The organism is Streptomyces sp. NPDC107546 (genome assembly GCF_055639175.1).
The window spans coordinates 1-18,252 of the sequence record NZ_JBVKBA010000062.1 but is presented as its reverse complement, the minus strand read 5'-3'; the positions used below and the strand labels follow the sequence as shown (position 1 = coordinate 18,252).

The 18,252-nt window shown below is 67.2% G+C and carries 19 protein-coding genes and 1 pseudogene; 10 read left to right on the top strand and 10 right to left on the bottom strand.

Annotation, left to right across the window (positions count from 1 at the left end):
* Positions 1–490: 490 nt before the first annotated feature.
* Positions 491–982 carry an RraA family protein gene (locus ACZ7L1_RS38155; protein WP_471444167.1) on the bottom strand — a complete coding sequence of 164 codons (492 nt, stop codon included), beginning with the start codon at positions 980–982 and terminating at the stop codon, positions 491–493.
* Between the two features lie 179 nt (positions 983–1,161).
* Here ACZ7L1_RS38155 and ACZ7L1_RS38150 point away from each other — a divergent pair, with 179 nt between their 5' ends.
* Positions 1,162–2,757, top strand: coding sequence for an ISL3 family transposase (locus ACZ7L1_RS38150; protein WP_471444163.1), 1,596 nt, complete (start codon positions 1,162–1,164; stop codon positions 2,755–2,757).
* Positions 2,758–2,857: 100 nt separating this feature from the next.
* On the opposite strand, the gene ACZ7L1_RS38145 is transcribed toward ACZ7L1_RS38150, so the two are convergent.
* Entirely contained in the window at positions 2,858–3,574 is a 717-nt protein-coding gene (locus tag ACZ7L1_RS38145; RefSeq protein ID WP_471444161.1) for a TetR/AcrR family transcriptional regulator, read from the bottom strand.
* Positions 3,575–3,690: 116 nt separating this feature from the next.
* On the opposite strand from ACZ7L1_RS38145, the gene ACZ7L1_RS38140 reads away from it, so the two are divergent.
* Positions 3,691–4,398: an NAD(P)-dependent oxidoreductase gene (locus tag ACZ7L1_RS38140; protein ID WP_471444159.1), complete on the top strand. Its 708-nt coding sequence runs from the start codon at positions 3,691–3,693 to the stop codon at positions 4,396–4,398.
* 364 nt (positions 4,399–4,762) lie between these two features.
* Here the strand turns inward: ACZ7L1_RS38140 and ACZ7L1_RS38135 are convergent, their stop codons facing one another.
* The gene (locus tag ACZ7L1_RS38135) at positions 4,763–5,419 is read right to left on the bottom strand and encodes a TetR/AcrR family transcriptional regulator (RefSeq protein ID WP_471444157.1); all 657 of its coding nucleotides are present in this window, start codon (positions 5,417–5,419) and stop codon (positions 4,763–4,765) included.
* 183 nt (positions 5,420–5,602) lie between these two features.
* The gene (locus tag ACZ7L1_RS38130; RefSeq protein WP_471444155.1) at positions 5,603–6,808 is read right to left on the bottom strand and encodes a cytochrome P450 family protein; all 1,206 of its coding nucleotides are present in this window, start codon (positions 6,806–6,808) and stop codon (positions 5,603–5,605) included.
* Positions 6,809–7,475: 667 nt separating this feature from the next.
* Here ACZ7L1_RS38130 and ACZ7L1_RS38125 point away from each other — a divergent pair.
* The 3 genes from ACZ7L1_RS38125 to ACZ7L1_RS38115 all read left to right on the top strand — a co-directional run bounded on the left by ACZ7L1_RS38125 (position 7,476) and on the right by ACZ7L1_RS38115 (position 9,713).
* Complete coding sequence (locus ACZ7L1_RS38125; protein WP_471444153.1) at positions 7,476–8,414, top strand: ADP-ribosylglycohydrolase family protein; 939 nt, start codon at positions 7,476–7,478, stop codon at positions 8,412–8,414.
* 159 nt (positions 8,415–8,573) lie between these two features.
* Positions 8,574–9,107: a GrpB family protein gene (locus ACZ7L1_RS38120; protein WP_471444151.1), complete on the top strand. Its 534-nt coding sequence runs from the start codon at positions 8,574–8,576 to the stop codon at positions 9,105–9,107.
* 252 nt (positions 9,108–9,359) lie between these two features.
* A complete protein-coding gene (locus ACZ7L1_RS38115) occupies positions 9,360–9,713 on the top strand; it encodes a transposase family protein (RefSeq protein WP_471444149.1) in 354 nt (117 codons plus the stop codon).
* Between the two features lie 165 nt (positions 9,714–9,878).
* Here ACZ7L1_RS38115 and ACZ7L1_RS38110 read toward each other — a convergent pair whose 3' ends face one another.
* Positions 9,879–10,004 carry a hypothetical protein gene (locus ACZ7L1_RS38110; RefSeq protein WP_471444147.1) on the bottom strand — a complete coding sequence of 42 codons (126 nt, stop codon included), beginning with the start codon at positions 10,002–10,004 and terminating at the stop codon, positions 9,879–9,881.
* A 329-nt stretch (positions 10,005–10,333) separates the two neighbouring features.
* Positions 10,334–10,750, bottom strand: a complete 417-nt coding sequence (locus ACZ7L1_RS38105; protein ID WP_471444145.1) for a hypothetical protein — start codon at positions 10,748–10,750, stop codon at positions 10,334–10,336.
* A gap of 203 nt (positions 10,751–10,953) precedes the next feature.
* Here ACZ7L1_RS38105 and ACZ7L1_RS38100 point away from each other — a divergent pair, with 203 nt between their 5' ends.
* The gene (locus ACZ7L1_RS38100; RefSeq protein ID WP_471444143.1) at positions 10,954–11,421 is read left to right on the top strand and encodes an HIT family protein; all 468 of its coding nucleotides are present in this window, start codon (positions 10,954–10,956) and stop codon (positions 11,419–11,421) included.
* Positions 11,422–11,488: 67 nt separating this feature from the next.
* Here ACZ7L1_RS38100 and ACZ7L1_RS38095 read toward each other — a convergent pair whose 3' ends face one another.
* Complete coding sequence (locus tag ACZ7L1_RS38095) at positions 11,489–11,701, bottom strand: hypothetical protein (protein WP_471444142.1); 213 nt, start codon at positions 11,699–11,701, stop codon at positions 11,489–11,491.
* Between the two features lie 425 nt (positions 11,702–12,126).
* On the opposite strand from ACZ7L1_RS38095, the gene ACZ7L1_RS38090 reads away from it, so the two are divergent.
* Both ACZ7L1_RS38090 and ACZ7L1_RS38085 read left to right on the top strand, forming a co-directional pair.
* Positions 12,127–12,597, top strand: coding sequence for a DIP1984 family protein (locus ACZ7L1_RS38090; protein WP_471444165.1), 471 nt, complete (start codon positions 12,127–12,129; stop codon positions 12,595–12,597).
* Positions 12,598–13,137: 540 nt separating this feature from the next.
* Complete coding sequence (locus tag ACZ7L1_RS38085) at positions 13,138–13,971, top strand: PIG-L family deacetylase (RefSeq protein ID WP_471444140.1); 834 nt, start codon at positions 13,138–13,140, stop codon at positions 13,969–13,971.
* A gap of 498 nt (positions 13,972–14,469) precedes the next feature.
* Here the strand turns inward: ACZ7L1_RS38085 and ACZ7L1_RS38080 are convergent, their stop codons facing one another.
* The gene (locus ACZ7L1_RS38080; RefSeq protein ID WP_471444138.1) at positions 14,470–14,859 is read right to left on the bottom strand and encodes a VOC family protein; all 390 of its coding nucleotides are present in this window, start codon (positions 14,857–14,859) and stop codon (positions 14,470–14,472) included.
* A 183-nt stretch (positions 14,860–15,042) separates the two neighbouring features.
* Positions 15,043–15,657 carry a GNAT family N-acetyltransferase gene (locus tag ACZ7L1_RS38075; protein WP_471444136.1) on the bottom strand — a complete coding sequence of 205 codons (615 nt, stop codon included), beginning with the start codon at positions 15,655–15,657 and terminating at the stop codon, positions 15,043–15,045.
* A 501-nt stretch (positions 15,658–16,158) separates the two neighbouring features.
* On the opposite strand from ACZ7L1_RS38075, the pseudogene ACZ7L1_RS38070 reads away from it, so the two are divergent.
* Positions 16,159–16,595 (top strand): annotated as a pseudogene (locus ACZ7L1_RS38070) (IS5/IS1182 family transposase); the annotation flags it as partial.
* Between the two features lie 50 nt (positions 16,596–16,645).
* Here ACZ7L1_RS38070 and ACZ7L1_RS38065 read toward each other — a convergent pair.
* Positions 16,646–16,963: an ArsR/SmtB family transcription factor gene (locus ACZ7L1_RS38065; protein ID WP_471444135.1), complete on the bottom strand. Its 318-nt coding sequence runs from the start codon at positions 16,961–16,963 to the stop codon at positions 16,646–16,648.
* 188 nt (positions 16,964–17,151) lie between these two features.
* Here ACZ7L1_RS38065 and ACZ7L1_RS38060 point away from each other — a divergent pair, with 188 nt between their 5' ends.
* On the top strand, positions 17,152–17,910 hold the full coding sequence (locus ACZ7L1_RS38060) for an SDR family NAD(P)-dependent oxidoreductase (protein ID WP_471444133.1): 759 nt from the start codon (positions 17,152–17,154) through the stop codon (positions 17,908–17,910).
* The last annotated feature ends 342 nt before the right edge of the window (positions 17,911–18,252 follow it).

Sequence of the window (18,252 nt, the reverse complement as noted above, 5' to 3'; positions counted from 1 at the left end):
ACGTGTCATCCGGAGCCGCGAAGAACTCGACGATGATGCTCACCCCGGCATCATGCCGGACCGCCCACGACTGTGATCGGCCGGACAGCTCCTAGTTCCGCCGCCTGAACGCACGCCGCCGATCCGGCCGGACGCGACATGCAGCCCTGGTCGACCTCGTCGACAAGCACGGCACCGACGCCGTCCACGAGGCTGTTTCCGGACTCACCCCCGAGTAGCAGGCCGAGGTGACCGTCTCCACTGCGCACAAGGCCAAGGGACGCGAACGGCCCTGCGTGAGAATCGGAGATGACTTCACCCCGCCGAAGAACAGCGATCAACAAGATGACAACGGATGCGCCATTCCCGGGCCGATCGATGGCAGTGAAGCCCCCTCGACATGGCCGACCGGGACAATCATTTCCGGGTAGCCCCGTGTAGTGCGTCATGACTCCTGTCCTTGTGGCGCTGCATGCCGGTTTGCGGTCCAAAGGCCGTGCCCAGCCCACCATCACCAGGCAATCACGGGGGTGGCTGTCCAGCATCTTCTGCCTTGAGGCGGGCCGGAGATGGCTTGGGCGGGCACCGTGTGCCCGGGCTCGACCGGGTTGCTCACGGAGCCCCACGCCGGGCCGAATTCCGTGATCCGAGGCATGCTCATGCTCTTGGGCCCGCCCGTCAGCCGGGCCAACCGGCGATGGCCGTCGGCGATGGCAAGCACCCGCCGCAGGCTGGCGGAGGGAATCACGACGCCACCGGCGCTGTCCATGTAGATGTAGTCACCGGGGCTCACGCACACACCGGAAATCTCAACAGCCACAGCGCAGGCGTACGGCATCATCGTGTCGCCGCCCCATCGGACCGCCTCCCCCCTGCACCAGGTAGCGAAGCTGTAGCCACGCAACTGGCCGAAGTCACGTAGCCGGCCGTCGGCGAGGACGCCGGCCTGGTGCTGGTCGGCTACTGGGCGACCCCGCCCGTGTGGCGCCCGTCCGCAGGTCAGCGCGGGTCTGTCGGGGGAAGTAGGCCGAGCAACTCTGAGGCCACCCCGAGCACCTGCTGGGGAAGTTCAAATAGCCCCATCAACTGATGCGGACCTGTGAAAACGGCTCTGTCCGCAGTTCTGTGAATCCCCAGGTCAGGGCGGGAACGCGGGATCGTTTCGGCAGCGTACTTCCTGCCGTGGAGAGCAAGACGGTCGAGGATGTGCTGTTTCCCGGGATCGATGTGCGGGTGGAGGGGGTGAGCGACTCCTCAGGCATCCTGATGGTGGAGGCGGTGTCGACGGCCCGTCCAGGCCGGTGCCCGAACTGTCGCAAGCAGGCCCGCCGCGTGCAGAGCACGTATCAACGCGCCCTGGATGAGCGGCCGTTGGGCTCACGCCGGGTCATCGTTCGGCTGCGGGTGCGCCGGTACTTCTGCGACCGGAAGAGCTGTTCCCGTACGACGTTCGTCGAGCAGGTGCCGGGTCCGTCCACGCGCTACCGCCGTTCCAGTACCGGGTTGGCGGACTGGCTGCGGTCGATCGCGATCGAGCTCGGCGGCCGTCCCGCCGCACGGCTGTGCCGCCGACTGCGGCTGACCGCGGGCCGGACGCGTCTGCTCAGGCTGCTGACGGCGCCGGCGGTGCCGGACCGTGCCCCGCGGGTGCTCGGGGTGGACGAGTTCGCCTTCCGCAAGGGCTGCACCTACGGCACGGTGCTGGTCGACGTCGAGGCCGGCCGGGTCGTGGACGTGCTGCCCGACCGCACCTCCGAGACGTTCGCGGCCTGGCTCACCGAGCATCCCGGAGCCGAGATCACCTGCCGGGACCGGGCCACTGCCTACACCAAGGCGGTCAAGGAAGCCGCCCCCAGTGCCCTGGAAGTCGCTGATCGCCGGCAGCTGCTGCAGAACCTGTCCGCCGCGGTGGAGAAGACCTGTCGCCAGCACCGCGACTGCCTGCGCAAACGCGCCGAGGAGGAGACGGTGACCGAGGTGCCGGAGCCGCCCCCGATGCTGTTACCGCCCGCGGAACTGCCCCGCACCCAGATCATCGAACGCACCCGCCACCGCTACGAGGACATCCACCGCCTGCTGGAGAAACGCCGGATGGTCAGCGCCATCGCCCGCCGTCTGAACCTCGACCGCAAGACCGTGCGCCGCTTTCGCGACACCGACCTCGACGATCTGCTGGCCTCCGCCCGTGACCGCCGCCCCAACGGCGTCCTGGAGCCCTTCAAGGCATACCTCAACGCCCGCTTCACTGAGGCGCAAGGCCAGGTCAGCGGCACCCGGCTGTTCCTTGAGATCCAGGCTCGCGGCTACCGCGGCAGCCGCCAAGTTGTCCGCGAACACCTCGCCGCCCTCCGCGCTGGCACCGCAGAACGGGTCCGGGCCGACATTCCGAGCCCTCGCAAGATCACGTCGTGGATCATGCGGCCCCGAGAGACACCGACCGAAAGCCAGGACGAGCGCCTCCTTCAAGTCCGGCTCGCCTGTCCGGACATCACCCGGGCCTGCGACCTCGCCCGAGCCTTCGCCGACCTGGTTCGCCACCAGCGCGGATACCTCCTGCTGGAGTGGATCCGGCAGGCCGAACAGGACGCGCCGAAGCCCGTGAAGGGCTTCGCCGGCTTCCTCCGCCAGGACCTCGACGCCGTAACCGCCGGACTGACCCTGCCCTGGAGCTCCGGGGTGGTCGAAGGCCACGTGAACCCGGTTAAAACACTCAAGCGGGCCATGTATGGCCGGGCCTCGTTCGAACTCCTCCGGACCCGCATCCTCACCCAGCCATGACCTTCACGGAACTTGCGGACAGAGCCGCGAACGTCTCCATCCCCCCACTTTGGGCATGCCCAATTCCGCAGTTCAAAGAGCCTGTCGGCGCTTGGGACGCTCAGCGCCGACGTGGGATGCCCAGCGTCTGTATGAGCTGGGCGAGTTCCTCCTGGAAGAGCTTCTCCGGGCTAGTGGTCTGGGTGCGCATGTGGCCGTAGACCTCCAGTGACACCAGTCCATGCAGGTGCCCCCAGATGCGCAGGGCGAGGGCGACGGCTGCGGGCGGCAGGTCGGGGAAGGCGGGACGCACCTTCTCGAGGAGCCCAGGGTCGAAGTCGGACCAGTCGAAGATGCTGTCCTGGTAGAGGTTCCGGGTGTGGGGCCAGGCGGCTGCCGCGAGGGCGGTGAGCCCGGTGCAGACCCGGCGTGCGGCATCCGGGGCGGGGCCTCCCTCGGGGGCCTGGTAGCCGGGCACGGGGTCGCCGTAGATGAGGCGGAACCCCTGGGGGTTGACCAGGGCCCAGGTCCGGAAGGCGTTGGCCCATGCCTCGATCCGGACGGCGGGATCGGCGGAGGGCGTGGTTTCCCAGGCCGTGTCCACAGCGTCGGCCAAGGCGGTGTACACGTCGTTGATCAGTGTGGTGACCAGGTCGTCCCTGGTCGGGAAGTACCCGTAGATGGCGTTGGCGGTCATGCCCATCTCGCGGGCGATGGCCCGCAGGGTGATGGCGTCCGGCCCACCCTTGGCCATCAACGACAGTGCCACCTTCTTGATTTCGGCCGTGGTCTCGGCCCGTAGCCGCTCGCGCCTTCCCCTGCTTCCCGTGACTGTCACAACGCGCACTCTACAGCGTCGACTTACTTAGCCCAATGCGTAAACTTCACGGCGTATAGTTTCTTCACGGCGTCACCATCAGTGGCGTCCCACTTCGGCATGCACAGGGGAGAACCATGCACATCGGAGTCATCGGAGCCACGGGCACCATCGGCAGCCGAGTCGTCACTGAGGCCCTCGACCGCGGCCACAACGTCAAGGCGTTCAGCCGGGACGCCGTTCAGGCCCAGCGCGAGGAGCGTCGCGACAACATCACCTGGACCAGCGTCGACGTCCTTGACCCGAAGAGCATCGCCGGCGTCCTGCCCGGACTCGACGTCCTGATCAGCGGATTCCAGCCGGGCAATGCGGCCAAGGACTTCGCGGACACCGTCCGGCGCTCGATCGCCGACCCGACCGTCTATGCGACAGCGGCGCGAGCCCTGCTGAAGGCTCTGGAGAGCCGCCCACAGACCCGGCTCATCGTGATCGGTGGCGCCGGCAGCCTCGAAATCGAACCGGGAGTGGTGCGAGCAGACTCCGACGAGCTGCTGCACGCCGCCCTCGACCAGCTTGGGCTGCCCCGCGAATACGCCGCAGCGGTACGCGGTCACCGCGACGCCCTGGCCGTCCTGCGGACCTCAAACCGGCTCTGGACCTACTTCAGCCCCGCGGAGGAGATCGGCCCCGGCGAGCGCACCGGCCGCTTCCGAATCGGCGGCGACCAGCCGGTCCTGGACGCTGACGGCCGCAGCCGCATCTCGGTGGAGGACACGGCCATCGCCTTGATCGATGAGGCGGAGCTGCCACGCTTCGTGCAGCGCCGCTTCACCATCGGCTACTGAAAGCCACAGCCCACGTCCCCGTGGGGGACCTCATGAACTCCCCCATGGGCCAGGGCAACGTCCGTCTGAGCCAACCCGGCTCGCCTTCCCGTTTGTCAGCCAAGACATGGCCCCAGAGAGGTGCTGCCAGTCCAGCTGTGCGGCAGATCCGCACTTGGTCATAGCCATCACGCAACCGCGGCCAGAGCCGTGAAAACGGCCAGGCTCGCTCATGGCTCCGCAGGTAGTTGGCCGTTGGGTGTTGCTACTTTCCAGCAGGGATATTGCGCCGGTTTGGGGCGGATTTCCCCTTTCTCTTTGTCGGGTAGCAAACGCTGAAGTGACCGTGGGAGGGTGAGGGGGACGATCTCCCTCACGGCCTTTTTCAACGCCTCCGGTGCGGGCCGAGCTCGAGGAGCACGTTGCCGAGCTGGGCGGAGGTCAGGGGCGGCACGGGCAGGGTGGACGTGGCCGCGTGGGCGCGGAAACTGTCGAGAAGCAAGGCAAGCGGGCGGGTCCAAGCGTCCGGGGCGACGGTGCTCAGCGCAGGCACGACCCGGCCCAGCGCCGCGAGGGCGAAGAGCACGTCCTCGGTGGTGAGGTTTGGGCGGATGGTGCCCTGCACCTGGCCGCGGCGGAGCAGGTCTGCGATGGTGTCGCGGTTATGGGCGTGGATGGCCTCCAGAGAGGTCACGCCTTCCAGGCTCGTGGTCATGAGGTCGTTGGTGCCGCGGTCTGCGGCAAGCGTCGCGAACACGGTGTGCAGGTACTGCGTCAGCCCTGTCCACGCGTCCTCGGCGGTGCGCGCTCGCGCGCCGGCGGCCATGGTCTCGGTGAGAGCATCCCGGAAGACCTCGTCCACGAGCGCGGCGCGGGTCGGAAAGTGGCGGTAGAGGGTCGCGTTGCCGACACCCGCGCGCCGAGCGATGACGTCGAGCGGAGCGTCTAGCCCCTGTTCGGCGAAGACATCGCGGGCCGTCTGCGTCAGCAACTTCCGGTTGCGCAACGCGTCGCGGCGCCCAGTCGGCGCGTGGCCGCCCATCGCGTCTCCTTCTTTTCCGTCCCGTCCCCGTACCGGAGAGTGCTCCCCGGTACAGATGCTACCGACGATTGAGCAAACAGGGACCATTCCCCCCTTCGTTGCTGTGGGCATGAGGCCCACCGGCGTCGAAAGGGGGACCCGATGTACAGATCGGCGTTCGTGCTCGGCGGCGGGGACCCACGTCTACCAGCGCACCGGCAACTCTCGCAGGCTCCGCATGAGACTGGTGCGCCACCGCGGTGTGCCGTCACCGTCGAAGACCAGGCGGGGGAAGCGGTCCAGCAGGATGCGCAGGGCCAGGGTCGCCTCCAGGCGGGCCAGTGGGGCGCCCAGGCAGTGGTGCAGGCCGTGCCCGAAGGCGAGGTGGGCACGGGTCGCGGCCGGATTGCGGCGGATGTCGAACCGTTCGGGGGCGGGGAAGCGCGCGGGGTCGCGGTTCGCGGCGGCGATGGAGAGCACGACACGCGCGCCCGCCGGTATCCGGGCGCCGCCGAGGCTGATCGGTTCGGCGGTGTAGCGGTAGGTGCCCGCCGGTACGGGCGACTCGAAGCGGAGCGTCTCCTCCACGGCGCCCTTCAGCAACTCGGGGTCGGCGCGGAGGGCGGCGAGCTGCCCAGGATGGCCGAGCAGCAGGTGGACGGCGTTGGCGATGAGGTTGACGGTGGTCTCGTGCCCTGCGACGAGCAGCAAGAAGGCCATGCCGAGCAGTTCCTCCGGGGTGAGTCGGTCGGCGCCGTCCCCGTCGTGGCTGCGGACCAGGGCGTGCAGCAGATCGCTCTCGGCCGCGTCCCGAAGCCGCCGTTTCTCCTCCGCCAGCCCCGCGAGGTATGCGGCCATCTCCTGCGTGGCGCGGGCGGACTGCTCCGCATCGTCGAGGGCGACGACTTTCGTGGACCACGCCCGGAAGGCAGTCCGGTCCACGTCTGGCACGCCGAGCAGTTCGCAGATGATCGTGAGCGGCAGCGGATAGGCGTATGCAGCCACAAGGTCGGCACGGCCGTCGGCGACCACGGCGTCCAGCAGCGCACCGGCCGCCTCCTGAACGCGGGGCCGCAGCGCCTGTACGCGGCGGGCGGTGAACTCGCGGGCCACCAGCCTCCGCAGGCGGGTGTGATCGGGCGGATCGACCTGGAGCATGTTGCGGCCCACGGCGTACAGCCCGTCGTCCTCGAAGTCGGCAGAGTGCCGCACGTCATTGCGCAGCCTGGGGTCGGCGAACGCGGCGCGCACTTCCTCGTACCCGATCACAAGCCATGACTCGTCCCCGGTGGGGAAACGCACGTGGTGGACAGAACCGCGGGAGCGCAGCGCGGTGAAGGCGGAGTAGGGATCGGCGGTGAAGTCGTCGGTGAGGTCGGCGAGTCGGACGGTGGGGTGCTGCGTGCGCATCGGCGGCTCCCGGATTGAAGTGGGGACCATTCCCCGCTTAGGCGTCAGGCGTGACCATAGCACGAAGCGGGGAATGGTCCTCGTTTCGGTCTTCGAGGGCAATCCCCAAGGTGTCCGAATGACCACTGCGACGCCCGCCTTCCCGTTTGCGGGGGCCGACCCGCATCTCGCGTCGCGGCCGGCCGCGGCCGATCGGGCGGTCCAGCGGATCGCCGGCATAAACCGGCTGCCGGCCTGGCCGGTCACGCGGCACGACGATGTGCGGATGCCTTCGCCGACCCTCGGCTTTCACTGGGTGATCATGGACACGGTGCCGTTCTGCCGGCCGGTCACAAGATCACGGCGCCTGTCCGCAAGTCAGCGTGCAGGTGGTGGGGGAGTTGAGCGAGCAGGTCAAGTACCGCTGCGCACCCTGCGCTGCTGCGATCCGTTCCACAAGGGCTGTGAGCCCGGCCCCGACACGTACATGACCTCCTCAGCGCGGGTGCGCGAGAGATGTGCGGACCAAGCTGCTCGGGATGCACTGCGACGTGGCACGCCGCGCGGATCTGTGAGTCCGTCGTCCGGCGACAGCGACCGAACGAGCGGAACCGAAGCCGCCTTGGTCTCCGGCAGAGAGTGAAGAATTGGTCGGTGCGCTGTCGTGTGACGCCGATAACCTGCGCGGATGAAGCGTATGGAGCGAGTCATCGCGACGGTCGTCGGCTCAGCGGTGGGCGACGCGCTGGGAGCCCCTTTCGAGTTCGGTCCCCCGGGTGCCTTCTCCGCTCGGTTCCCAGAAGCAGGCTGCGGTGGCGAGATGTGCGGAGGCGGCGGTTGGGAACCGGGCGAAGCCACGGACGACACGCAGATGGCCGTTCTCGTCGCGGAGTCGCTACTCAAGCGAGGAGGACTGGACTTGCCGGACATCTTCACTCGCTTCCAGCGGTGGGCGGCAGCTGACCCCAAAGACATCGGCCTGCAGACCGAGGACGTGCTGACGAACGGCATGCCGTGGGATCTGGCCGCCGCAATTCATTTCCAAGTCAACCAGCGAGCAGCCGGCAACGGCTCATTGATGAGGGCGTCGACATCCGCGGTCTACTTTGCAAGCGCTGGCCAGTCGGCCACGATGGATGCCGCCCGGCGCATCGCTGCCCTTACCCACGGCGACCGCGCCGCCTGGGAAGGCACTGCCATATTCCACGAACTCATCCGCCTCAGCCTGTCAGGCGCCGACCCCCTCTGCGCCCTTCCTGATGTTCTGGATCTCGTCCATCCCGACCACCGTCGGCGATACGCCACAGTCCTTGCTGCTGACTGGCATCCCGACCAGGCAACCGAGTTCAACGGCGCAGTCTGGCCCTGCCTGGGATCGGCGGTCTGGGCTCTGCGCAGCACAACCGGCTTCGAGGACGCCATTCGCGCGGCGATTGACGTGGGCGGTGATACAGACACGGTCGCCGCGGTCACCGGAGCTCTCGCGGGCGCCTATCACGGATTGGATGCCATCCCTGCCCGCTGGACTGAGCTCTTGCATGTCCCCCTGCCAGGATTCGACGGACGGGTGCTGCGTCTGGCCGATCTGATCGATCTCGCGCACCGCCTCGAGGCTGACGCGGACTGACACGGTCAGCGGTTGAGCTGTGCCATCAGCTCACGGTTTGGCGTGCGTGCTGCGGCGAGGCCTTACGACTCGGTACGCGATAGCCAGGGATCTCCGAGGGATGCGATGGGCCCTGGTCTATCCTGCGAGACTGCCGATCTATCCTGCGAGACTGCCGACATGACTGACATGATCGTGGTCAGTGACTACGACCCCCGATGGCCCGAGCGGTTCGAGGATCTGCGGCAGCGACTGGCACCTCACGTCGTTGATCTGGCTGTGTCCATCGAGCATGTCGGCAGTACGGCCGTACCCGAGTGTGCCGCCAAGCCGATCATCGACCTCGACATCGTGGTGTCCGAGGAGGCCGTCATACCGGAGTTGATCTCCCGGCTCGCCGGGCAGGGCTACCGGCACGAAGGCGATCTGGGGATTCGGGGGCGGGAGGCATTCCAGGCCCCTCCTGCGGTTCCAGAACATCATCTGTACGCCGTGGTCGCGGGCTCGAAGCCCCACCTTGATCACGTACTACTCCGTGACTACCTGCGTCAGCGGCCCGATGAGGTCCAGCGCTACAGCGCCTTGAAGGTCGCCCTGGCGCAACGGTTCCCTGCCGACAGCGAGGGCAGGGTGGCCTACTCGGCGGCGAAGAGCGCTCCGGTGGAGGAACTGCTCGCGAAGTCCTACGCCGGTCGGGCCGCCGGCGCATCGTGACGTGAGGCGGACCGCACGGGTTGGTGATGTTGTGACGCATTACCGAGCCCGTGCGGCCTTGTCCCGTTCTGCCTTCTGCGGTCTTGATCGTGCACAACTCGGCAGTTCGATCGAGGAGTTAACCGTTGGCCGGTCCGTGGACGGCCCGGTGCGAGTCCGCACTGCGCGAGCGCAGAGGCGGAGAACGCAAGCGGGTGGCCGGCGCAGGGCCGGACCACAGACTGGTCTTCACCGACCAGGTCCTGGTCACCGTTGTCTGCCCTGCGCCTGCATCTGCCGCACGCGGCGCTCGCCGAGCTTTACGGCGTGACCCGCCCCACCGTCACCCGCGCCATGCACGAGATCCGCCCGCCGCTCGCCGCCCGCGGCTGCGCCGTCCCCGGCCGGCCCGGCATCCGCCTGCGTACCCTGGCCGATGTCTTCGCCCATGCCGAAGCCGAAGGCGTTGAGCTGCGGATCGATGGCACCGAGATCCAGGTCCGCCGCCCCAAGGCCGGGCGCCACGGCGGCGATGCGGAGGTGGGGGAACTGCTCGACCGGAGCCGACACCTCTTCAGCGACCACGCGCTGCGCCGACGCAAGTGGGAGGCCGGGGTGGACAACTGAGAACGCCTGGGACTCGGTAACGCGTCTGATGCCCGCCGGGCCTTGATCGAGCCGGTCTTCACCACCTGGAGGGCGAGGCGGACCGGCCCGGGAACGGCGGCCCGGGTGCACGACATGGGGGAGATCGTCGACGGGACGCCTCGCATGTGATGCCAACGACGCGGGTCACGCGTTACAGCCGATGGGCAGGCCGTTGTTCGCAGCGGCGACCAGGTCCGGCCAGGACAAACCGGGGCCCATGAAGTGCTCCCGTGCGACCAACTCGGCCCGCGCCCAGCTGGGATGGTTCACCAGGTAGTCGACCCCCGGCTCCCCAGGAACGGTGCGGTAGACGACATGGAAGCGGTGTCCCGCAGCGAGGGGAATGATGAAGGTGGGCCAGTCAGCCCGCTGTCAAAGACGCTGCCAGTAGGCCCGATGGTCTGCCCACGCAAGCCCGGTCCGAAGAACAGCCCGGCTCCACCAGAGCCCCAGGAGTAGAGGTGCCCCATCCAGTAAAACCTCTCGTCCAGCAGTTCAGGGCGCCGGCCGAAGGGACCGTCGTGGTAGCTGGGTATCCGTGCAGGATGCAGATCCACGTCGTTGGTCATGTACGCCATCATGCCGCGTCGACGCGAGGCTCAGGTCGTGTCGCGCTTCGCGGCCGACGGAGAGGGTGGTTGCTCGTCGCGGCTCTCCGAGGTGAAGGCGTCGCGGCGAGCGAGGGTCACCGACAGAGGCAGGCCCAGCCGCTCGGCCGCGCGTCGCCGGACACGCACCTGCGCTCGGGTCCGGGGCCGGAAGGAGGGGAGCTGCGAGCAGCCGCAGCCAGGGCGGTGATCGTAGGTAAGCCCCTCCGCGAGCACGGTCGCAACGACGGACCATGCCTTCGTGTCGCGTCGCCGGGGCGCGGCGAAGTCGTAGCCGGCGAAGACGAGCTGTTCACGACAGCCAGGACAGATGCGCTTCCGGATCGGCCACGTGCTGCCCTTGAACGCGAGCCGGCACGCGACGCACACGTAGTGCCGGAAGGCGCCGTTGAACGCGTGGTAGCACATGGTCCGACAGGGTACGCATCATCAGCGGGCGGGCCCAAGCGGATTCCCTGGTGCCCGATCTGGCCAGTCAGCCGCCCGGTCAGTCGCTGTAGCGCACGAGGGGTGTCGATGAGCGAATAGCTGGACAGCCCTCGGCGTGACTGGTGACTCGTGGCTGAGGCCGACAGGCGTTTGACAGAGTGACAGTCCTACGATCTCAGTTCATGACGATTCCCGACTGCTACACATGCCGCAAGGAAGCAGAGTTCGATGACCTACCACCACGCGAGTGCGTGGTGTATGACCAGCACTGGCGAGTGGCCCACGCCTTCAACACCGCAGTGCCCGGCTGGCTGGTGCTGCTGCCTCGGCACCATGTTGCCGCAGTTCATGATCTCACCGATGCTGAGGCTTCTGCCCTAGGGGTGTGGCAGGTCAAGCTCTCCCGGGCTCTCCGCAGCATGACTGGTTGCGCCAAGACCTACGTCGTTCAATTTGCCGAAACCGAAGGCTTCGCGCACGTGCACTTCCATATCGTTCCGCGCATGACAGATCTGCAACCAGAGCATCGTGGGCCGGGCATTTTCGAGCTGCTTCGGCGACCAGAGCAGGAGCGAGTAACGGCTGCCCAGGCAGACCAAATAGCCCAGTCTCTCCGAGCACAACTTCATGGAGGCCCGAACGCTCAGTAACCAGATCACGGAATCTGAGCCAGAACCCGAGTTTCAACAGCACCGCCCGCCTGGTGGGCCGACTGGGTCACGCGCGGACTGCCTCACCGGCCGCTGGTGGAAGTTGTTCGCCGGCCGCTTCGAGGACCCTCGGTGCCACCGTCGGCGGGTCGCCGCCGGCCACCCACCGGAAGCGGGCCACCATCATCGCCTCGTCGATGCTGTCCCACACGAACCCGTCGACGATGCCGAGGCCGCCAGGGGCGTTCGCGGAAGACGACCTCGCCGGGCTCGTCTTCATCGGCGACCTGCTGATGGTCCCCGATGTCGGGACAGCCCACGAACTCGCACACCCAGTGCCCCATGTCTTGCCTCCTGCGGGAACCAACGAGAGCTGCGCTGATCGGTCAGGCAAGAGGTTGTGGATGCGCCCGAACAGTGCAGTGGGGCTGCACCAGAGGGCGGGTGCAGCCCTCACATGGAGGGGAGGCAGGGCCTCGCCGTCTTCAACGATCACGAGCCGCATAGGTGTCTGCAACAGGGCGTTCACCCAATAACTCCAGCGGCCGGCCGACGCATGGCGGGCCCGCCGCGTGGTGCTCCGAGCGGCTGTCCGCTCTGACTCCGGTGGCTGGTCGGGGCTCCGGCGGATCAGAATCCAGGTGCGTATGAGCTGGTTCGCACTCGTATACTCGTGCGGGCTCGTGGAGGGGGGAGGTGGTGACAGTGAAGCTTGCTGAGGCACTGGCAGAACGTGCGGAGGCGACGCGCCGCGTAGAACAGCTGCGAGCGCGCATCGTCAGCAGTGCGCGGTACCAGGAAGGGGAGACACCCGCCGAGGATGCAGCTCAGTTGTTGGCTGAGGCTGGTGAGGTGCTCAACGCTCTAGAAACGTTGATCCAGCGGATCAACCGGACCAATGCCACCGTTGAAATAGGTCCGGACGGCACGCTCACCGATGCCCTTGCACGCCGGGATGTCCTGCGGTTGCGTCACTCTGTGGTCACGGCGGCGGCGGACGCGGCGGTAGGTAAGGGCGAGCGGGGATACGGTCGGCAGCTTCGGTCCGAGCTGATGATGCTTTCAGCGCTTCCGGTTGCGGAACTGCGTGGCCAGGCGGATGCACTCGCCCGGGAGATCCGCGAGGTCGATGTGCGGATCCAGCGTACGAACTGGGAGGTCGAGCTGCTGGACTGAGTAGTCCAGCAAGCTGGGACGATGTGGAGCAGGTAGCAGCTTCGGAGGCGTGCACACACCGAGGGCTGGCGGTTTTCCAGCCCACTCCTGGCGCGTGAAGAGCAACGCGGGGGTTCAACTCCCCAATTAACAGTGCAGGTCAGCACCGCGTACAGGTAACGGTGCACATCGCACAGCACATCACCACGTGCAGATCTGAGGCAGCGAGGGCGGGTTCGGGGCTTTCTACATCGTGGCACCATGGAGAACGGCGATCTCCGGCGGATTTTGGCGGCGCTCCTGCGTCTATCACGAACGAGACTTCCGCAAAAGCCAGGTGGTTTGAGAACGCCGGCCACCGACGATCGCCTGGAAGGCCAAGCGGCCGCGCGGGGAACAGTGGGCCCGGCTGCACGGTTGCATCGAGCGGGGGACCGGCGCCGCACGGGCGGGGAGCACGGAGACCACAAGGTCGTCCGCCCCGCCAGGATCCGGGCCCCAAGATCGCGGTACGCCCGCCGCAACGCGGACCAAGACGTATTCCTGCAGGAGGACTGTTTGATGACTGACCGGCCCTTGACGCTCATGGCAGTACACGCCCACCCCGATGACGAGGCCACCGGAACCGGAGGGGTCCTCGCGCGGTACGCGGCGGAAGGCATCCGCACAGTTCTCGTGACGTGTACCGACGGCGGTTGCGGTGACGGACCGGGAGGTGTCAAGCCGGGCGATCCCGGGCACGATCCGGCGGCGGTCGCCTTGATGCGCCGTCAGGAACTTGTGGCGAGCTATGACGTCCTGAAGATCAGCGATCTGGAGATGCTGGGCTATGCCGACTCCGGGATGATGGGCTGGCCGAGCAACGGCGCCCCCGGATCCTTCTGGCAGACCCCCGTGGAGGAAGGCGCGGCCCGACTCGCGGAACTCATGCGGCACTACCGACCTGATGTGGTCGTCACCTACGACGAGAACGGCTTCTACGGCCACCCCGACCACATCCAGGCCCACCGCATCACAATGGCGGCGCTGGAGATGACCGCGCTGGCGCCGAAGGTGTACTGGACCACGATGCCCCGCTCGATGATGCAGCGGTTCGGCGAAATCATGCGCGAGTTCGGTGAGGACATGCCGGAGCCGGATCCTGCCGAGGCCGCCGCGATGGCCGAGATCGGCCTCCCCGACGATGAGATCACCACGTGGGTGGACACCACCGCGTTCAGCGGTCAGAAGTTCGACGCGTTGGCCGCGCACGCCAGTCAGGGCGAGAACATCTTCTTCCTCAGGATGGGCAAGGAGAGGTTCGGCGAGTTGATGGGCATGGAGACCTTCGTACGCGTCCAGGACGCCACTGGCGCGGCCATACCCGAGAACGATCTCTTCGCCGGACTGCGCTGATCCGCCCGTCCGACCGGCCGGGAAAGCGCATCGACTCCACGGTGCGATCGAGCAGGTCGCGCAGGTGGGAGACCTGCGGGCTGCTGACTCGGAAGGTGCGCGACAGCCAGGTCACAAGCCCGGCGGTCTGATCCGATCAACGCAGACCGCCGAGGAAGCGACACAAGGCTGAGGCTCCGATGTCCGACACGTCGTGAGGCAACGGGGGCGCACGGGCGGGCGCTGCTCAGCAGTGCCCGGGCGGTCAACCGGCCGGTCGTGCGGTTGGTGCGGTGCTGGGGACAGGCGGTCGCTTTGGCAGGGGTGGGATGGTCATTCTCGGGGGGTGCTGCTGGTGCTGCCCGCCGCAGTAGGTGTGCAGTGTGAACGTCTCCGGCCTGTCTGCTGGCTCCGTTCGGGTGCTGTCCCCGCCGCGGGGAGTGTCTAATCAACGGCGGCCGTACCCGTTCACAGACTGGTCCCGACCAGCAAGTGTCCTGTGCCATCGAAGGCTGACCATCAGCCGAGGTAGTTCGCGCGCCCCTCGTCGTCGAGCTCGAAGGGGCCCTCAGGGATGATGCAGAACTCATTGCCCTCGGGGTCCGCCATCACCAGGAACCCGCCGTCGGCGTACTGCTCCAGCCTCTGCCCGCCGAGCATCTCGATCCGTTGCTGCTCGGCGGCGGGATCGGGAGAGGTGATGTCGAAGTGCAGCCGGTTCTTGCTCGACTTGGGTTCGGCAGTTCGCTGAAAGCCCAGACCCAGGCCGTTCTCCCGCCGCAGCCAGACGTACGGGCCCATACGTCCCACGACCGGCCTACCGAGCAGTTCGGACCAGAAGGCAGCGAGCCGCTCGGGGTCTGTGGCATCGACGATGAGGGCATTGATCTGCAGAGATGAGTCCGCCATGCCCCGATCCTCTCAAACGGGCGCTCAGCAGCGGCTGTGACCAGCGGAAATGGAACTTCGATGACACGAGCCGCCCTGTAGTCAGCCTTCGGCGGCATCCGCTCAAGACGCGATGGCACAGGACAGCAAGATCGCGATCTACAACTGGAGTATTGGCCGATACCGGGTGCCGAGCGACGGAACTCAGTGGGTGGGAACCGGCTCGGACGACGGCTGCCACTCCCGCCTGAGCAGCCCGTAGACCCACGAGTCGGAGACGTCGCCGTTGACGACGCAGTCCTCCCGCAACGTCCCCTCACGCACGAAGCCGAGCTTCTCCAGCACGCGGGCAGAAGCAACATTGCGCGTATCGGCCTCGGCTTGGACGCGATTGAGGTCCAGCGTGTCGAACGCCCACCCCAGCAGAGCGCGCGCAACCTCGGTCGCGTAGCCCTGTCCCCACGCTGCATCGTCGTAGCAGTAGCCGAGCGACGCGCTGCGGAAGTCCGGACTCCAACTGTTCAGGGTGCACCAGCCGATGAACGCCCCGTCGGAGACACGATCCACGGCCAACCGTGCCCCGGTGCCCTCCTGTTCCATCCGCCGGCAAGCAGTGATGAACTCCTCGGCGCGCGAGCGTTCGGTCCACGGTGGCGAGTCCCAGTAACGCAGGATGTGGGCGCTGCTCTGCAGTGCGAAGAGGTCGTTCGCATCCGCGTCTTCGAAGGCACGCAGTCGAAAGCGAGCGGTGTGCAACGAGGGGGTGGGCAGCGACGCCCTCGTGTTCCCTCCCTGGACGGTGGCCGACCAATCAGACATCCGATGCGGGTTACTCGCAACGGGTTTTCTCGGCGGCCGGCAGACGTGTCCGCTCATCGGCGCGACCGAGCGCCCCCGGAGGGCGGCATCTGAGGTGATGCCCGGTTTGGCCTTTCGGTTGGGCTGAGCAGGCTGGTTGCCGGCCGTGGCAGGGTGAACAGCGCTGCTCGGTCTCGGCCAGGGTCCCCCGCTCGGCGAGCCGCTTAAACCTCAGACGGACGTTGTTGATGTTGCTGGGAGCGATATTCAAGTCCATCGCCTCACACACCGCCCGCGCCCGCAGCGGGGCATCGGCCGCGGCGAACACCGCCATGATCTGCTGGTGGGCCGGATGGTCCGGCAGCTGCGCGGCCGGCGGCACGGGCAGTGGCGGATCGGGCAGCTCCAGCAGCGTCTTGCGAGTGATCGGATCTCCTCGACGGTGGTGTCGAACCCGTCCAGCCAGAGCAGGAACCCGACATACGAGGTGAGGAGGAGCTCTGGCGGCAAGCCATCCGCGCACTTCGCCTCTTCGAGGCCGTGCGGGAGGTCGTGAAGGCGACCGGTGTGCTGAAGGGCCGCCAGAAGCGGGCGCGCATGACTCCATGGACGACACGGTTGCCACACAGGACGCCGTCACCCAGCTGATCGCGGGCGCCCGCGCGGTGGTCTGCGAGGTTCCCGGAGCCGATGCGGTCGCAGCCGTGTGCTGCACCACGCACGACTATCGTGATCCGGCCAAACCCCGCATCGCCTGGAAGGACGAGCATGCTCGGGCCGACCTGGTGCCGCCCTGGTCGGCGGCGCGCTTCGGCTGCTCGGACACCTACCAGAGCAGCAACTCGGTGAAGGCCGCGAGCACGGTCGGGATCCTCGCTCTGGTCGCCGGACAGGACGTCGAACCGGCCGACGACTCTGACGGCCGTGACGGACGCCGGCGCGTTACCCGCAGCACCGCCCTGCGGCCCAATCATCCGGGCTGCGACCCTTGTGCAGCTGCCGGCACTGATCATTTCGTGCGTTCGGCTCTGTCTGTGGCCAGGACGCTGTCGAGTACGGCGGCGAACCTTTCCCGTGCTTCCTCACGCAGGGACACGTAGCAGCGTGTGCCTTCCATCCGTTGCAGAAGGAGCCCGGCGTCGCGGAGCACCTTGATGTGGTGGCTGAAGGTGGACTGGGCGAGCTGCACATCGAAGTCTTTGCGTGTGTGTTCGTTGCCATCTGCAATGATGTTCATGACGTAGAGGCGGACGGGGTCACCCAGGGCTGACAGCACTTTCGCCAGGGTGATGGCTTCGAGGTCGGGATGGGTCAGTTCTCTGGGCATGACTCCAGCATACTTCGAACATCGACGATTATCGATTATCATTGGTGTGTGGCGCTGCCCAGGAAGCTCGTGCGCTGCCTCGCGCGCAGAGGCTGCGCGATACCGAGGAGGGCGAAGCGGGGCGTCGATGCCCGGCTGGGCCCTCGCTTCGGTTCAGCCACCTGTCACCAGAGTGAGGAAGTACCGTCATGAAGCATGAGCCCACCCTCAACGGTCGCGTCGCGATCGTAACCGGCGCAGGCTCGGGGATCGGCCGAGCCACGGCGATCGCCATGGCCGAGGCGGGTGCCCACGTCCTCGGTGTGGGTCGACGAGAGACAGCCCTGGAAGAGACCGCCGCCGTCAACTCCAACATCGCGACCCTCGCCGTCGACGTGCGCTCGGAGCAGGCTCCCGAGCTCATCATCGGCGCGGCGATCGACCGGTGGAAGCAACTGGACGTGCTGGTGAACAATGCGGGCGCAACCGCACGCGTCTCCCTCCAAGAGGTGACACGCGAGCGCATCACTGATCTGTTCGACCTCAACGTCGTCGCGCCCACCATGCTCGCCCAAGCGGCACTTCCCCATCTTCGCCGCAGTCACGGCTCGATCATCAACATCTCCAGCACCTACGGCCACCGCCCGCAGCCGGGCGCCGCCCACTACGCGGCGTCCAAGGCCGCGCTGGAACAGCTGACTCGTACCTGGGCGCTCGAACTGGCCAAGGACGGGGTCAGGGTGAACTCCATAGCGCCCGGCCCCACGGAGAGCGAGGCACTGTCCATGAGCGGTCTCACAGAGGAGGACGTGACAAGGGTCAAGAAGGAGCAGGCCGCACAGATTCCTCTCGGCAGGCGAGGTGAGCCCGAGGAAGTGGCGTCCTGGATCGTTCACTTCGCCGATCCCGCGTCGACCTGGCTCACGGGCCAGATCCTCACGATCGACGGCGGCCTGGAACTGGTCTGATCCGCATGCCCTGTCGGGGGTCGTGGGCCGGTTCTGCCCTGCCACGGCCGTGCAACAGATGAGGGCCCCAGCCGCGCGACCGATGGACACCCTTGGGCGATGGGGGGAGGGTGTGCAGACAATGCAGGACCTGGTGAGGTGTTGGACCGGCACCTGCACCACCTGTGGCGGCGCCCCTTATCACCAGCGAACCAGATCCAGCACCTGACGAAGCACTACTAGTGTGATGCGCCTGAAATCAGGGTCTTAGGCGCTGTTTCTCGGATCATGAGCGGAGCCAGATGATGAGTGCTGCGAGGGTGACGGTGCCGAGGTAGATGTAGGCCCGTTTCTCGTAGCGTG

Coding starts and splice junctions, on each gene's coding strand:
- ACZ7L1_RS38140 (WP_471444159.1), top strand. CDS start 3,691: ATGCACATCGGAGTCATCGGAGCCACGGGCACCATCGGCAGCCGAGTC.
- ACZ7L1_RS38135 (WP_471444157.1), bottom strand. CDS start 5,419: ATGGGCGGCCACGCGCCGACTGGGCGCCGCGACGCGTTGCGCAACCGG.
- ACZ7L1_RS38130 (WP_471444155.1), bottom strand. CDS start 6,808: ATGCGCACGCAGCACCCCACCGTCCGACTCGCCGACCTCACCGACGAC.
- ACZ7L1_RS38125 (WP_471444153.1), top strand. CDS start 7,476: ATGAAGCGTATGGAGCGAGTCATCGCGACGGTCGTCGGCTCAGCGGTG.
- ACZ7L1_RS38120 (WP_471444151.1), top strand. CDS start 8,574: ATGACTGACATGATCGTGGTCAGTGACTACGACCCCCGATGGCCCGAG.
- ACZ7L1_RS38105 (WP_471444145.1), bottom strand. CDS start 10,750: ATGTGCTACCACGCGTTCAACGGCGCCTTCCGGCACTACGTGTGCGTC.
- ACZ7L1_RS38100 (WP_471444143.1), top strand. CDS start 10,954: ATGACGATTCCCGACTGCTACACATGCCGCAAGGAAGCAGAGTTCGAT.
- ACZ7L1_RS38095 (WP_471444142.1), bottom strand. CDS start 11,701: ATGAAGACGAGCCCGGCGAGGTCGTCTTCCGCGAACGCCCCTGGCGGC.
- ACZ7L1_RS38085 (WP_471444140.1), top strand. CDS start 13,138: ATGACTGACCGGCCCTTGACGCTCATGGCAGTACACGCCCACCCCGAT.
- ACZ7L1_RS38080 (WP_471444138.1), bottom strand. CDS start 14,859: ATGGCGGACTCATCTCTGCAGATCAATGCCCTCATCGTCGATGCCACA.
- ACZ7L1_RS38075 (WP_471444136.1), bottom strand. CDS start 15,657: ATGTCTGATTGGTCGGCCACCGTCCAGGGAGGGAACACGAGGGCGTCG.
- ACZ7L1_RS38065 (WP_471444135.1), bottom strand. CDS start 16,963: ATGCCCAGAGAACTGACCCATCCCGACCTCGAAGCCATCACCCTGGCG.
- ACZ7L1_RS38060 (WP_471444133.1), top strand. CDS start 17,152: ATGAAGCATGAGCCCACCCTCAACGGTCGCGTCGCGATCGTAACCGGC.